The sequence below is a fragment of the Brevibacterium aurantiacum genome (assembly GCF_900169065.1).
Taxonomy (GTDB): Bacteria; Actinomycetota; Actinomycetes; order Actinomycetales; family Brevibacteriaceae; genus Brevibacterium; species Brevibacterium aurantiacum.
The window spans coordinates 104,275-119,467 of record NZ_FXZB01000005.1 but is presented as its reverse complement, the minus strand read 5'-3'; the positions used below and the strand labels follow the sequence as shown (position 1 = coordinate 119,467).

The following is a 15,193-nucleotide window of genomic DNA, read 5'->3' as shown; positions in this document are numbered from 1 at the left end:
AGTCCGGCCATTGTGCCGATGTCGGCGGCGGGCGGGGTGAACCAGGATGGAACACATGAGTTCAGACACCAGCGACCACCCGTCCACAGCACCGACCGACTCCCCCGCACGCACCACGACCGAGCCCCGCAGCTCGCGCACTCCGGCCAGATCCCGCATCGCGGCCCTCGACGTCATACGCGGTATTGCGCTGTGCGGCATCATGATCGTCAATCTGCCGCCGCTGTTCGGCCTTGACGCAGTCACCGAGACCGGCGCTGTCCAGAGCTTCTACAGGTTCGAACAGGACTTCGTGCAGAACAGGTTCTTCCCGATCTTCTCTCTGCTCTTCGGCATCGGCTTCGGCATCATGTGGAACTCGGCCAGGGCCCGCAGTCCCAGACCCAGGTTCGCACTGCTGCGCCGCTTCCTGTTCCTGGCCCTCCTCGGCGTCGGCCACGCGTTCCTGCAGCCCGGTGAGGCTCTGCTGCCCTATGCGATCGTCGCGATCGTCATCCTTCTGCCCGCGACGTGGATTCCAGCCCGCGCGCTGGCCGCGACCACATCGATCGCCGGAGGGGTCCTCCTGGCCGCCGGAGTCTGGTTCGGCGGTGGCCAAGTGATCATCCCCGGACTCTTCCTGCTCGGATTCGCCGCCGGCTACGCAGACACCATCCGCCGCGCACTGCGCCATCCCGGCCGGCTGGCCCTGATCGGAGCCGCAAGCGCCGCCATCTCCGTCACCGGATTCCTGCTCACCGACTACATCACCCGCCAGGTGCACATGTGGATCACAGCCGGCCTCGGCATCACCATGGCCCTGTGCCTCGTCGTCATCGTCATGCTGCTCATGCTCACCCCCGCCGAGGCGGTTCTGAGGCAGGTCTTCGCACAGCTGGGTCGGATGGCGCTGAGCAACTACATCGGAGCCACACTGCTCATTCTGGGCGTGAAGGCCATTGAGCCCGACCTGACCCAGTTCGATGACCATGGCGGATACCTGGCAGGCGTCCTCATCTGCCTCGGCATCATGATCATCCAGATCATCATCTCCGCACTATGGCTGCGCTTCGTCGGGCAGGGCCCCTTGGAGAGGCTGTGGCGACTGGTCACCTGGGGACGTGAGGGTACACGAGCCTGAAACACCACCGACATATCCACAGACACAGATCGCCGAGGTGGGCCCTCCCACCTCGGCGATCGTGTTCGTATTCTTATCTGAGTTCGAATCAGTGCCCCTCAGCCTGAGTCAGCACTGTCGATTTCGGCTCAGTCGGCGACTGGCTCGAGCTCCGGGTCAAGGGCGATGACCCCGTAGCTCCAGCCCTTGCGGCGGTAGACGACGGAGGGTTTGCTCGACTCCTCGTCGATGAACAGGTAGAAGTCGTGTCCGACGAGCTCCATCCGGTTGAGTGCTTCCTCGATGCCGATGGGTGAGCCGTTGAACGTCTTCTCACGCAGAACCACCGGCGAATCGCCTTCAGCCTTGATCCGACCGTTCGTCTGATCGTTGTTCGCGGACGCGTTCGCGTCGATCGCCTCGCCCTCCTCGGGGACGAGCGAATCGGCCACGGGCATCTTCGCGAGTGCCTCTGCGGTCGATTCCTTCCGATGGTGGCCGGCTCGAGGAACCTTGTTGCGGTCCCTGGCACGCCGTAATCGTTCGACGAGCTTCGCCCAGGCCAGATCCAATGCCGCATACTTGTCGCTTGCCATGGCTTCGGCGCGAATGGCCGGTCCCTTCGCCACTACAGTGAGTTCGACTCGTTCGCTGGTTTCGGGCTGACGAGAGTTCTTCTCGTGAGCAACGTGCACTTCGACTCGTTGCGCTCGCGGTGCGAGCTGCTCGACCTTGGCGATCTTGTCCTCAATGTGGGCCCGAAAACTGTCGGAGATGGTCAGTTGACGTCCGTTGACAACAATGTCCATGATGCGTCCTTAGCGACTCGTTCTTCGGATTCATCCGATCCCATTCCCTTGGATGGGTAAACACCGTTATACAGTAAAGGGAGAGACAAATCGAGTGCCCCCGCGGCCGAGACCGAGAACGGCTCCTGCAGCGGGTCTGATCTGCACCGATGCTAATACCCTTGCGCTTTCTGCCAAGGTTGCGCCGGTGGTTGAGAAATCATCGATGAGAAGATCCACACCCGATTCCGACTCCGTTTCGCCGCCTGGTCGCCCAATCGCTGAGTCCAGGATCGTCGGGTTGAGATACTGCGATCTGGCCACATTGGCCTCCCTGGCATGTGCTCCCAGACCGACCTGATCATGGTGGTGTCTGGTGAGGAGCACATCGATGACCTCCAGTGACAGTTCGGGAACCAGCTGCGCGGCGCGTCTGGCCAATGCCGCCGTATGGGAACGACCTCGACGACGCAGCGCCTGCGGGGAGCTCGGCGCGGGAAACAGTCTGACCCTCCCACCCGAATGATGAGCCAATTCCAAGGCCGCGGTGATGGAGCGTGCAAGTGCCAGGGCTAGCGGGTCGAGAATGTCGCGGCGTCCGTTGTCTTTGAAGTTGACCACCATATGAGAAATCTGGGTGCTGTATTCCGAGACGCCGACGACGGGAATCTGACCGTATCGAGGTTCCATGGCGCGCGGGATGCCGCCGAGGAGATGCAGACAGGCCGTACACAATGAGACGTCCTCCCGCCCGCAGCCGGCGCACCGGCGGGGCAGGAAGAGTTCGCCGAATCCGGTGAGCAGGCCCATGGGAGAAATCTACCTCGCCGCGCTGCGCACCTCAGCCCGGATAGGAGGGGTCTTTGGCCGTGATGTCGACGAGCTTCTGCCAGGCGTTGGAATTGTAGGAGTAGATCTCACCTGATGAGCTCGTCACGAGAATCGAACGTCCGTCCTCGCCCGAGGCGATGCGGCTGCCGTCGGGGACCTCTCCCAGCTGCGCCGGAGGTCCGGTGACACCGATGCGGAACGGCTGGACCTCATCGCCTTCCATCGCAGCCAAGGCCACCAGCGACGTCGATCCCGCCCACGAGATGTCCTTGACCTCGTCGAAGTTCGATCCAACCTCGATCGGGGCATCGGACACAGCGCTGGAGGGGTTGCCCGCCTTGTCACGCGGGATGCCGACGACGTCGATGCGTGAGGGTTCGCCCTTGTGCCGGCTCAGCAGCGCGATCCGTGTCCCGTCGCGTGAGACTTCGAGGTCGATGAGATCTCGACCGGAGAGGAAGTCCGTGGCGATCGAGTACTCCTTGCTGTCTTCGCCGATGGCGGTGAGCTTGCCCTTGTTATCGCGTTCTCCGGTCCACACCGTGTTGAACCGGTCGATGCTGGGGCGGACGAGCTTCTTGCCCTTGAAGATCGGAGTCGCATCAACGGTATCGGCCTTGAGCCGCATGAGCTCCTTACCGGAGTTCTGCAGGTAGACGTAGAGCGAATCGTCGAAGGACACGGCTGGATCGCTGGCTTTGACCTTAGCCAGATTCGGGCTGTTCTCGACCTTGGCCACTGTCGTGCCGGAGATGCGTGAGAGCCGGTCCTGGGACAGCACCACGGGTGGACCGTCGACCTGGACGGAGGAATCGGTCTTCGGCTGCAGACTCTCCGAAACGAGCTGTCCGCCGATGGTCAGCTCGATGCTCGAAATGGAGGGGATGACCTTGAGCGTCGACGCGATCTGCTGTCGGATCAGCCCCTTCTCTCTGTCTGTCGGCGCATCTCCCTGGCTGCCCAAGGCGATATGCGCAACACCGTTCTCAATGGTCACCACGTTGGTGTCGCTGAGTTTCGCACCACCAGGGATTGCGGTCACGACCGCGCCCGAGAGGTACGAGGCCGGTCCGCTGAGGAGTTCGTTGATGAGCGCCGTCGGTGTTGACGAGGACCGGAGGAACCACCGGGAGTCCGGGACTAGGTAGGAGTAGTCGGAGGTGAAGAACTGCAGCGAGTAGTTGAGGAAGATCGTCTGGAACTCTGTCTCGGAGATGAGCAGACCATCGGGCGCCGAGGCGATGCGCCACTCCCCGTTCTCCTGACGCAGCGAGAACTCCATGTTCGACTGAGTTCCCGGCTTGGTGGAATTGTAGATGCCCGAGGAGTTGACGAGCCCGACGACCGGGGCCGACATCGTCAGCGTTTTGTTGTCGGAGGTGACTCCGGCGTTGAGCGAGTCCAGATCGGTGTCGTTGGGCAGTATTGACACCGACTCCTGCGGATTCCATTCCTGGGCCTCGGCCTCGGTGAGGAAGGACTTGGCGACGGAGAAGTTGTTTCCGGTACCCGCACCGGCTGCTAAGAATCCGCGGACGATCTCACCGATGCTGTCACCGGGTTCAGGGCCGTCAGGGATACGGGCGCTGCTGGCTCCGGGGTCACCGGATCCCGCTTCGATGTGACCGACGGGCGAACTGCTCGGGATCGAGGAACAGGCTCCCAGCGCCATGGTGGCGAAGATGGCGAGGATGAGCATCTGCAGACTCTTCCTACGGCGGGGAGTCTTCATGACTTCGATCCTCCTTCGGGAGTGGTGCTGGGGTGCCAAACGGTGTCCATGTCGATGTGAATTTCGGCGTCGCCAGCAGCGTCGGGCTCGGGCTCACTGCTGCCTGCCTCGGCGTCGGAGTCGGGCTCGCCCTCCGAGTCCCTCCCGGTATCCGAGTCCTTGCGAGTCTCAGAACCCTTGCGCGCCTCAGAGTCATTCGCGGCATCCGGGTCGTCACTGACCTCCGTGGCTGTGCCAGCCTCGTCGACATCAAGTGTCTCGTCGTCGGAGTCGGTGTCAATATCGGTGCCGTCGTCGATGATGGCCGAATCACCGCTGATGACCTCAGGCTCATCGACGAAGCCGTCGTGGGCGGGGCCAGTCTGACCGGTCTCGACCACGATGGGAATCGAGCCCGTCTGGATCCGCACGGAACCGTCCGAGGACAGCGGGCCGGCTACCAGGGCGGCACCCTGGATCTGCGCATCTCGTGGCGGCAGAGGCAGAGGTGAGGACGTGATCTCCTGATCTGGACGGCGTGGAATGGTCAGGCGGAAACACGAGCCCTCTCCCAATTTGCCCCAGACCTGCAGCCAGCCGTTGTGCAGGTGAGCGTCCTCGAGCGAGATGGCCAGCCCCAGACCAGAACCGCCCAAGGTGCGTTTGCGGGCGGGATCCGCACGCCAGAAGCGGTCGAAGACGTGCTCGACCTGCTCTTCGTTCATGCCCACCCCGTGGTCACGCACGCTCACGGCCACCGCCTCGGCGTTGGAGGCGACATAGATGTCGATCGGATTGGACTCTCCGTGTTCGATCGCATTGACGACGAGGTTGCGCACGATACGGGTGATGCGCACGCGGTCGACCTCGGCCATCACCGGCGAGGACGGGGCGTGGACGACGATGTTCGTCGACATCTGGTCAGCCACCATCGACACCGTTTCGATGATCGAGGTCACGATGGCCCCAACATCGACGGGCTTGGCCACGAGGGCGGCGGCACCGGCGTCGTAGCGGGAGATCTCGAGCAGGTCCGAGAGGAGATTGTCGAACCTCTCCGCCTGCGAGTTCAGCAGTTCCGCGCTGCGGGAGGTGACCGGATCGAGGTCGTCGCGCGCATCGTAGATGAGGTCTGCGGCGGCCCGGATCGTGGTCAGGGGTGTGCGCAGCTCGTGGGAGACGTCGGAGACGAACTGTCGCTGCAGGACGGAGAGTCGCTCCATCTGCTGAATCTGATGCTGCAGAGTGTCGGCCATGTCGTTGAAGGACTCCCCCAGCACCGCGATCTCGTCATTGCCGTGAACCGGCATGCGCTCGTCCAGGTCACCATCGGCGATCAGACGTGCCACCTCGGCGCCGGTGCGAACCGGAGTCACCACGAGCCGGGTGACGATCCAGGCCACCGCGCCGACGAGAACGACGAGGACAAGGGCTGCGACGAGCATCGAACGCTGCACGAAGTCGAGGGTGTCCTGCTGCTCGGACAGGTCACCCAGATAATAGAGCTGGAATTGACCGGCACCTGGGATCTGGAGTTCCTGAGTGATCAGCAGACCGGGACCGGAACCGTCGGGAAGGGCCACGGACTGGTAGAGCATGTCATCGGTCGGGGCCTTGCCGATGGCCTCCTTGAGCTCATCGGTGGCGGGCACCTCGACGGCGGAGCCATCAGACTCCGTCTTCCCCGCACTGACGGTTGAGAACGATGAGTTCGGATCACTGGGCTCCAACGACAGCGAGTACACGGAACCGGTGGAGCGGTTGTAGATCGAAGAGAGCTGAGAGCTCAGGTTCTCCTGAGTCACCGCCTGCCCGTCGACGGGGGCGAGGCTGCGCAGCTCGGAGACGATGGTCCCGGCCTGAGAGGACAGGGACTGGAGCCGGGTGTCGAAGAGGCCACGTGAGATCTGCTGGGACATGTACGTCCCCACTCCGAAGATGGCCACGGAGGTGAGGACGATGGTGAGGACGACGATCCGCAGCTGCAGGGAATGGCTGAACGAACGGAGGAGGAACCTCCAGAACGTCTGGACCGCCGAGGCTGCGGTGCGGATCGCTCCGCCCACAGCCGAGGTGGGACTCACGCCGCTCTGCCTGCCTTATATCCCACGCCGCGAACGGTCACGATGATGTCCGGCTTCTCCGGGTCACGCTCGATCTTCGAACGCAGTCGCTGCACGTGCACGTTCACAAGACGGGTGTCCGCCGCATGCCGGTAGCCCCACACCTCTTCGAGCAGGGTCTCACGGGAGAAGACCTGCCAGGGTTTGCGGGCCAGCGCCACCAGCAGATCGAACTCGAGCGGGGTCAGGGAGATCGGGGAACCGCCCTTGGTCACCGTGTGACCGGCGACGTCGACAACGACATCGCCGACGGTGAGCAGTTCCGGCGCCTGCGGTTCGGAGATGCGCAGGCGGGCCCGCACCCTGGCAATGAGCTCCTTGGGCTTGAACGGTTTGGGAACGTAGTCATCGGCACCGGACTCCAGGCCGAGGACGACGTCCACGGTGTCCGATTTCGCCGTGAGCATTATGATCGGCACGGAGGAGATCTCCCGGATCTCCCGACAGACCTCGAGTCCGTCCTTCCCGGGCAGCATGAGGTCGAGGAGGACGAGGTCCGGATTCACCTTTTGGAATTCGTCGAAAGCCTGATCGCCGGTGGCACAGAAGAAGGGTTCGAAGCCTTCACTTTTGAGCACAATTCCGATCATTTCGGCCAGAGCCGTGTCATCATCAACTACGAGGATACGAGCGTTCATCCTCCCATTGTCGCTTATGAGCGTCCAATCTTTCGACCTCGACACCCCCACCGCTGAATGCAGACGTCGTGAACACAGCTTCGGGGGCGATTCGACTCGGCGTCGGGCCGCGAAACATGGCAGGATTGTTCGGTGATGGGACGATCGAATGCGTGGACCTCAGAGGTCGACTGGCAGACCGGTCAGTGGCAACGACGAGATCAGGGCCCGACGCATCACGAATGGCACCCGCCTTCCCCGCGTGGAATCCTGGCCAAACGACCGCTGACCTTCTTCGAGGTGCTCGATTCCGGTTTCCGGCTGCTGAGGTTCATTCCCGGCCTCACCATCGGTGCCGCTCTCATCGTATTCACGCTCTGGACTCTGATTCTGACCGCGCTGGGAACCTTCGTCGTCCTGCAGTTCCTGCCTTTCCTCAACGACATCGTCAGCAATGACGATGCGATGTCCGGGTTCTTCCTGCTCGCGCAGATGGGATCGTTCGCGATCAGCCTGCTCAGCCTCGGCGTGGCCCATTTCCTCGCCGGGCTGGCCGCCAGCGGTGCCGAGGCCTCGTTCGGGGCACGCAAGACCACCTTGACGCAGTCGTGGAGGTCTCTGCACGGGCGCCGGTGGACGCTCATTCTCGCCGCGCTGCTCCTGGGTGCCGTCAACCTCGGCCTGCTGCTTCTGCTCAGTCTTCCCTCAGTTCTGTTCGCCCTGGCCGACAATCCGGTTGTTGCAATCGTCACCGCGCTCGTCGCTCTGGGGCTGTGGGTGTGCGCCCTGATCTGGCTCAACCTGCGGTTCGCCTTCACCGGCTCGGCCATCGCCGTCGAGGGCTTGGGCGTGCGTGCGGGACTGCGCCGTTCGTGGACGCTGACCGGGCGAGGATTCTGGCGCACCCTCGGCCAGCTGGGGCTCGGCTACTTCCTGTCCAACCAATTGGTCCAGCTCATCATCACCCCGCTCGTCTCGGTCCTCACCGTCATCGCGACGCTTGCCATCGGGGCCGCTGCCGCATCCTCGACGTCGATCACGGTCATCACCGTCGTCGCCGGAGCCGCTCTCCTGATCTTGACGACCGTATCCTCGGCGATCCTCTTCGCCTACTTCTCCTGCCTCGTCTGCGTCTGCTACTTCGACCAGCGCATGCGTTCCGAAGGCTTCGACCTGGTTCTCATCCGCCGCGAGGAGGGCAGCGCATGAGCATCCTCAGCAGCTCTCCCATCGATCGTGAAACCGGCCGCGAATTGGTCGAAGACGAACTGTCGAAGAACGAATACTCGAACACCGATCTCACCCCTTTGGAACAGCTCGGACAATGGCTCAGCAGCATCTGGGACTCACTCGTCTCCACCGCCTTGGACGGCAACTCACCATGGCTGCTGCTCATCGTCGTCGCAGCCCTCGCGGCCATCATCGCGCTGATCATCTGGCGAGTCAGGCGCGTCGGGCTGAAGAAGACCAGCCTTCCGCTGTCGGCATTCGACCCCGTTGTTGCGTCACCGCAGCCCGGTCCGTGGAGGGACAGCGCCCGGGCCGCTGCCGAACGTGGGGATATGAGGACCGCGGTCATCGATTCCGCCCGTGCCATCTTCGCCGTACTCTCGCAGAAGCAGATCGTGACTCTCGATTCGGCGTCGACGGCCAGCGAACTCAGCCGCACCGCCGGAGAGCACCTGCCCGAGCACAGGCGAGAGCTGGCTCGCGTGGCGAACGTCTTCAACGACCTCCTCTTCGGTGAGGAACGCGACCGAACTTCGAACGATTCGCTGCAGACAACCTATGGCGAATTCCAGGCACTCGATGGCAGGCTCAGCGCCTTGAACCCTCGGCAGCGATCGGCGGTGGCATCATGAGCGCCTTCATCGACGTCGCAACCAGGGGAACCCGTTCCAGTGCGGCCGTGCCGGTGACGGCTCGCCTGAGATCGGCTGGGGTATGGATCGTCGCGGCCGTCGCCATCCTCATCACTGTGATCGCGACGATGCTGATGACATCCGACCGGGGCACCGATGCCCCGCTGCACTACGACTCCACTTCACGCGACGGCACGAAGGCCATGGTCGAGACCCTGCGCGACCAGGGGGTCGACGTCACCACCACCGAGGATTTCGACACAGCCCATAAAGCCGCCGGACAACCCGACACGTCACTGCTGATTCCCACGCAGGCCGAGACGCTCTCCCAGGGCGACATCGATGGCTTCCGGTCCGAACTGGCAGCCGAGGACAACCGTCTCGTGCTCATCGACCCCGGCTATGCCGTCCAGGAATTCACCGACCGCATCACGGTCAATGACAGCCTCAGTCCGCTGGCGTCTCCGGATAAGATCTCACAGCCAGATTGTGCTGTGCCCTCAGCCGAGGCTGCAGGCCCGGTAGAGACCGGTGACTACGAGTATGCCGAAGCCAGGAAGGGAACCGAGGGTCTTCGCGCCTGCTACCCATTCGCCGGTCCCGGTGTCTCGCAGATCGACGGCGGCGCAGTGACTCCCGGATCGGCTCACGGACAGCTCATCGTCGACCAGGGCGGCGGAGGAAAGGGCGACTTTCCCGTCACCGTCCTCGGCAATTCCACCTGGGCGACCAACGCCGGCATCGACGAAGAGGGCCATGCCTCGCTGGTACTCTCCGAACTCTCACAGACCGACCATCTGGTCGTCTACTACCCCACCGAGTCCGCTGACTCCGAATCGGCACCATCGACGCTGGACTATGTGCCCAGCTGGTTCATCGCCGGAGCCGTATGGCTGGTTCCGTGCATCATCGTCCTCCTCCTCATCATCGGCCGCAGGTTCGGTCCCCTGGCCGTCGAACGCCTGCCGGTGATCGTTCCCGCAGTGGAGACGGTGCACGGTCGAGCGGCTCTGGCTGCACGCAGCCATGACCGGACCGGAGCCCTGCACACCCTGCGCACGGGTGCCCTGCTGCGCATTGCGAAGCGGTTGGCGCTGGGACCCGAGGCGGGCCTGACTGACATCATCGTCGGCATCTCGAATTCCACGGGCCGCGATCCGGCCCAAATCGAGTCGGTCTTCTCCTCCGCGGTGCCCCACACCGACTCAGATCTGGCGAACATCGTCCATCTGCTCACCCTCATCGAAAGCGAGGTCTCATGACACAGACTCCGGGAGAGAACTCCGCCCAGCCCCAGCAACCGGCGCAGCCGCAACAGGCCCCGTCACAGGAACAGCCGCAGCAGCCGGCGCAGCCCCAGCAGGCTCAGCCGATGCAGGCCCCACAGCAGCCGGCCCAGGAACGCGACCCGCTGCGCGAGGCATTCGTCGATGTGCGCACGCAGATCGCCAAGGCCGTCGTCGGCCAGGACGAAGCAGTCACCGGCATGCTCATCGCCCTCCTGTGCCAGGGCCACGTCCTGCTCGAAGGTGTGCCCGGCGTCGCCAAGACCCTCTTGGTGCGCAGCTTCGCCACCTCGGTCAGCCTCGACAACACACGCATCCAGTTCACGCCGGACCTCATGCCCAGCGATGTCACCGGCTCGCTGGTCTATGACGCATCCGTGTCGAACTTCGAGTTCCGAGCCGGACCCGTGTTCACCAACATCCTCATCGCCGATGAGATCAACCGCACCCCGCCCAAGACCCAGTCGGCTCTGCTCGAGGCCATGGAGGAACACCAGGTCTCCGTCGGCGGCGGGTCCCGTGCCCTGCCCGAACCGTTCATGGTCGCTGCCACCCAGAACCCGCTGGAGTATGAGGGCACCTACCCCCTGCCCGAGGCTCAGCTCGACCGCTTCCTGTTCAAACTCGTGCTCGGACTGCCCGAACGCGATCTGGAATTCGAGATCCTCAACCGTCACGCCCACGGCTTCGATGCCTCCCACCTCGCCGAGGCGGGACTGACCCCGGTCGTCGACGCGGCCATGATCGCGCAGGCGCGCGAGCGCATCGCCGAGATCTACATCGCCCCACAGGTCATCACCTACATCGTCGACCTCGCCAGAGCCACGAGGCAGGCACCGTCCCTGGCCTTGGGCGTCTCCCCTCGTGGCGCCACCCGAATGCTCGGTGCCGCACGCGCCTATGCCTGGTTGTCAGGTCGCGGCTACGTGACACCCGACGACGTCAAGGCCCTCGCTCATATGACTCTGGGCCACCGTGTGATCTTGCGTCCGGAGGCTCAGATGGACGGGCTCAACGTCGATCAGGTCCTCAACTCGATCATCGCAACCACCGAAGTCCCGCGCTGAATGACCACACGTCTGCTCCTGCTGACCCTGCTTGGGATCATCCCCGTCATGCTCATGCCGGGGTTCACCAGCGCGCTGATCGTCGCCGGCATCATCGTCCTCCTCGCGCTCGTCGACTTCTTCCTCACACCGCCGCCGAGGTTGGCCTCCCTTCAGCGCACACCGGGACCGATGGTCCGGTTGGGAGACCCCACCCATTCCACTCTCACAGTGGTCAACGACTCCCCCAGACGACTTCGCCTAGCCGTCCGGGATGCTTGGTCGCCCAGTGCCGGGGCGAAGAGCACCCGTTCGCGGCTCGACCTTGCGCCGGAGGAGAACACGCAGGTGGTCACTCAGCTCCTGCCGGTGCGTCGTGGTGCCCTGCACGGTGACAAAGTCACCATCCGCAGTCGCAGCGTCGTGGGCCTGATCGCCCGCCAGAAGAGCTTCGACGTTCCTGCGATCGTGCGCGTCCTGCCGCCGTTCATCTCTCGACGTGAACTGCCGTCGAAGACCCAGAAGCTGCGTGAGCTCGACGGTCGCTCGGCGGTGATGATCCGCGGCATGGGCACGGAGTTCGATTCGCTGCGCGATTACGTCGACGGTGATGATGTGCGCTCGATCGATTGGCGGGCCAGTGCCCGGGCCCAGGACCTGGTCGTCAAGACCTGGCGGCCAGAACGTGACCGCCGGGTCGTCATCGTCGTCGATTCGTCCCGGCTGGCAGCACGCCGGTGTGGAGACGGCACGGTCTTCGATGCGGCGTTGGAGTCTGCTCTGCTGCTGACGGCTCTGGCTTCGGGCGCAGGTGACCGCGTCGATGTCGTCGTCGCCGATGCTCGCATTCGTGCCATCGCTTCGAGTCATCGGTCGAAGGACCCTGTCCATGACCTGTCGGTGGCACTGACCACGGTGCATCCGGAACTCTACGATGCCGACTGGGAGCAGATCTCTTCGACCGTTCTGGCCACGTCGCGCCAGCATGCCCTCGTCGTCCTCGTCACAGCGTTGGACGAGGGCAGCGTCTCCGATGAGATCCTGCCGGTCCTGCCGACGCTCCTGGCCCGCCACCGTGTGGTCCTGGCCTCTGTCGAGGATCCCGGACTGCGTGAACTGGCTGCCAGACGTGACGGAACCGACGAGATCTTCACCGCCGCAGCCGCAGAATCGGAGCTGCTGACGTCGAAGTCACTGCAGACTCGTCTGCGCGGTGCCGGTGTCCAGTCCGTCGAGGCGGGCCCCGACGATCTGCCTGGCGCATTGGCCGATCTCTACATCAATCTCAAGGCCACCGGGAAGCTCTAGACCGCAGCCCCAAGCCAGTTTCGGGTGCGCGCTTATCACTTTGGATACTCAGTCCGCCCCTCACCGTTTCAATTGGTGAAGAAACGATCACTGCCCCGCTCGAATGCGGTGGCACAGATGAGGTTGAGTCTGGTGGAGCGATGATCATTTCTGCCCTTCTGATTCGGCAGACGCGTCGGTTGGTTTCGGCACGGATCGCAATAGAAGGTGGACGGGAACGAGACCAATGAGTGCCACGCCTGCGGCAACTCCTATCACCCATCGGACACCGATCATGTCGGCCAGGACTCCGCTGCCCAGCATAGTAATCAGGGTGAAGCACGAATAGACAGCTCCATTCGTACCGACAACGCGGCCCCTCATCGATCGCGGTGCAGTCAGCAGCAGCCACGTCTGACTTCCCACCCACGACACGGTGAAAGGCAACCCTGACAGAAAGAATGCGATGACCGCCATGGGGAAGGAAGGCCAGATCACAAGAACAACGATCAGGCTGTACGCCACGGCGGCTCCGCCCACAACCGTCAGCTGATAACCAAGGCGTTTGATCACCACACCGATCAGCGGGCCGGCCACCACTGCTGACACTGCGAAGGCGCTGTTGGCCAGTCCCATCTCAGTGGACGTCGCACCGACTACTCCCAGCATCAGAACGGGGAACAACGCAGACAGAGGGCCCTCTTTGACGGCGTCGAGCACTTGGAGAAGGACTAACCCGCGTGCCCGGGGGCTCCGGCGTAAGAGCTTCAGATATGTTCCGACTGATTTGGAACCGTCTGGCATTTCCGCATCTTCGCTCGGTGGCGACTGTTGGAACCAGCGGCCCAGCGTGAGACTCAGTATTGCCGAGCAAGCCATAAATGCGGTCATCCCAAGCGCGGTCCAGCCGAACCCTACGACGGCGATGACGAAGCCACCCAACGCCGGAGCAACGAGCCGGGTCGCGTTCGACGCGAACGAATTGAGCCCGTTTGCCTCGGGTAGGTCCTCAGCCGAGACAAAGTCAGCTATCAATACCTGCTCCGCTGGCCGATAGATCTGCTGGACGGCGGCTTGCACAAAGACCAAAATCGCCAACCAAACAGGTGATTCAGCAACCACGAAGAGTCCCAATAGGACGACGACGCGTGCCAGCAAGGTCAGTTGGACTACTCGCAGGGGGTTCCAGCGATCAGCCACCGTGCCAGCCAGATGGCCAAACACTATTGCCGAGACCGTCGGTGTGGCTGCCAAGATGGCGGTCCACAAGGCTGACCCGGTCAGCTGGTAGATGTGAACGCTGAGGGCAATCCCCATTGACCAACCCACCATAGAGGAGGTGAAGTTGATGGCCCACAGCATGCTGAAGCCCGGATGAGTTCGTAGGAACCTCATGTAGATCCGCCGGACTTGGCCTTCAGCATGCGCGCTACCTATTCGTGGTCAGCTTTTCGCCCGAGGCTAGGCGCCTTGTGCGACTGTGGTTCGACGCGACCCTACTTGTCGGTGGCGAGGATTGAGTAGCCGGCTTGATGCTCATCGAGGTCTGCGCTGAGGCCGGCTTTGGCGGCACGTTTGCCGAAGTACCAGGCATAGGCGATGACTGCGGCCGTATAGGCGACGCCGATGGCGATCTTGAGCGCCGGCGGAATCGGATTCGGGGTGACGAAGCCTTCGATGAGACCCGAGATGAACAGCATGATGACCAGTCCCCCGGCGACTGTCAGCAGTGATCTGGCCTCCGAGGCGAGTTTGTTCCGCCGCAGCTGTGGGCCCGGCACCACCCAGGCGAAGAACAGCCTCAGCCCCGCGGCTGCAGCGAGGATGATGCAGCTGATCTCGGGGATGCCGTGCGGGAGGATGTAGAGGAAGAAGTCCGAACCGCGGTCGAACTCGAACATCATCGCACCGGAGAAGCCGACGTTGACGGCGTTGGAGAACAGTCCAGAGACGACGAAGACACCGGTGATGCCCAGGAGCACGAACTGCACGGCAATCCACGCGTTGTTCGTCCACACACCCACGGCGAAGAAGCCGTTCGGGTTCTCCTTGTAGTACTCGACGAAATCGTGTTCGGCGAACTGTTTGCGGAAGGCGTGATCACCGAAGGTCTCGAGGACCTCCGGATGCATTCCCGCCCAGATCCCGGCCAGGCTCGCGACCGCCAGGAAGAACACTGCGGCGATGAGGAAGTCCCAGCGGAGCCGATAGATCGACAGCGGCAGGCTGATGACGAAGAAGCGGGAGAGACCGCTCAGACCACCGGATGGGACCGCGGATAGATGGTTGCGCGAGCGATGGACGATCGCCGACAGACGTGCGGCCTCCACCGAGTCGGGTGCGACCGTCATGATCCGCGAGAGATCCTTCGACGCATCGCGGTAGAGGTCGAGGAACCTGTGTGTCTGCGCCGGATTCAACGTGTTCTGCTTGGCCAGCATGGACAGTTCTCGCCACTTGTCGCCGTGAAGTTCGGCCAGCAGATTCGGGTCCATGCTTCAACCCTATCTGAGAGTCCCGCCGCTCCGAATGTGGGTGGCAGG

Annotated in this window: 13 protein-coding genes; 6 read left to right on the top strand and 7 right to left on the bottom strand. The window is 63.2% G+C overall.

Annotation, left to right across the window (positions count from 1 at the left end):
* Nucleotides 1-55: 55 nt before the first annotated feature.
* Complete coding sequence (locus BAUR9175_RS04890) at nt 56-1,120, top strand: DUF418 domain-containing protein (protein WP_101583115.1); 1,065 nt, start codon at nt 56-58, stop codon at nt 1,118-1,120.
* A gap of 128 nt (nt 1,121-1,248) precedes the next feature.
* Here the strand turns inward: BAUR9175_RS04890 and hpf are convergent, their stop codons facing one another.
* From hpf to mtrA, 5 genes are all read right to left on the bottom strand, one after another.
* Complete coding sequence (gene hpf, locus BAUR9175_RS04885) at nt 1,249-1,908, bottom strand: ribosome hibernation-promoting factor, HPF/YfiA family (protein WP_069599903.1); 660 nt, start codon at nt 1,906-1,908, stop codon at nt 1,249-1,251.
* Between the two features lie 66 nt (nt 1,909-1,974).
* Nucleotides 1,975-2,697, bottom strand: coding sequence for a ComF family protein (locus BAUR9175_RS04880; RefSeq protein ID WP_069599902.1), 723 nt, complete (start codon nt 2,695-2,697; stop codon nt 1,975-1,977).
* A 31-nt stretch (nt 2,698-2,728) separates the two neighbouring features.
* Nucleotides 2,729-4,450, bottom strand: coding sequence for an LpqB family beta-propeller domain-containing protein (locus BAUR9175_RS04875; RefSeq protein ID WP_069599901.1), 1,722 nt, complete (start codon nt 4,448-4,450; stop codon nt 2,729-2,731).
* Nucleotides 4,447-6,513, bottom strand: a complete 2,067-nt coding sequence (gene mtrB, locus BAUR9175_RS04870) for an MtrAB system histidine kinase MtrB (RefSeq protein ID WP_009884701.1) — start codon at nt 6,511-6,513, stop codon at nt 4,447-4,449. Before mtrB ends, BAUR9175_RS04875 begins: the two co-directional genes overlap by 4 nt.
* Nucleotides 6,510-7,190 (bottom strand): MtrAB system response regulator MtrA, encoded by a 681-nt coding sequence (mtrA, locus tag BAUR9175_RS04865; RefSeq protein ID WP_009884702.1) that lies wholly within the window; start codon nt 7,188-7,190, stop codon nt 6,510-6,512. Before mtrA ends, mtrB begins: the two co-directional genes overlap by 4 nt.
* A gap of 135 nt (nt 7,191-7,325) precedes the next feature.
* Here mtrA and BAUR9175_RS04860 point away from each other — a divergent pair, with 135 nt between their 5' ends.
* Genes BAUR9175_RS04860 through BAUR9175_RS04840 form a run of 5 tightly spaced genes read left to right on the top strand, consistent with a single transcriptional unit; the run spans nt 7,326 to nt 12,671 of the window.
* Nucleotides 7,326-8,378 carry a DUF7847 domain-containing protein gene (locus BAUR9175_RS04860; RefSeq protein WP_069599899.1) on the top strand — a complete coding sequence of 351 codons (1,053 nt, stop codon included), beginning with the start codon at nt 7,326-7,328 and terminating at the stop codon, nt 8,376-8,378.
* On the top strand, nt 8,375-9,031 hold the full coding sequence (locus BAUR9175_RS04855) for a hypothetical protein (protein ID WP_069599898.1): 657 nt from the start codon (nt 8,375-8,377) through the stop codon (nt 9,029-9,031). The genes BAUR9175_RS04860 and BAUR9175_RS04855 overlap by 4 nt, the downstream gene beginning before the upstream one ends.
* Complete coding sequence (locus tag BAUR9175_RS04850; protein WP_069599897.1) at nt 9,028-10,293, top strand: DUF4350 domain-containing protein; 1,266 nt, start codon at nt 9,028-9,030, stop codon at nt 10,291-10,293. The genes BAUR9175_RS04855 and BAUR9175_RS04850 overlap by 4 nt, the downstream gene beginning before the upstream one ends.
* A complete protein-coding gene (locus BAUR9175_RS04845; protein ID WP_009884706.1) occupies nt 10,290-11,384 on the top strand; it encodes an AAA family ATPase in 1,095 nt (364 codons plus the stop codon). Before BAUR9175_RS04850 ends, BAUR9175_RS04845 begins: the two co-directional genes overlap by 4 nt.
* Complete coding sequence (locus BAUR9175_RS04840) at nt 11,385-12,671, top strand: DUF58 domain-containing protein (protein WP_009884707.1); 1,287 nt, start codon at nt 11,385-11,387, stop codon at nt 12,669-12,671.
* Nucleotides 12,672-12,815: 144 nt separating this feature from the next.
* Here the strand turns inward: BAUR9175_RS04840 and BAUR9175_RS04835 are convergent, their stop codons facing one another.
* Both BAUR9175_RS04835 and BAUR9175_RS04830 read right to left on the bottom strand, forming a co-directional pair.
* A complete protein-coding gene (locus BAUR9175_RS04835) occupies nt 12,816-14,012 on the bottom strand; it encodes an MFS transporter (protein WP_219618405.1) in 1,197 nt (398 codons plus the stop codon).
* A 134-nt stretch (nt 14,013-14,146) separates the two neighbouring features.
* On the bottom strand, nt 14,147-15,145 hold the full coding sequence (locus tag BAUR9175_RS04830; RefSeq protein ID WP_101583111.1) for a stage II sporulation protein M: 999 nt from the start codon (nt 15,143-15,145) through the stop codon (nt 14,147-14,149).
* Nucleotides 15,146-15,193: the final 48 nt, after the last annotated feature.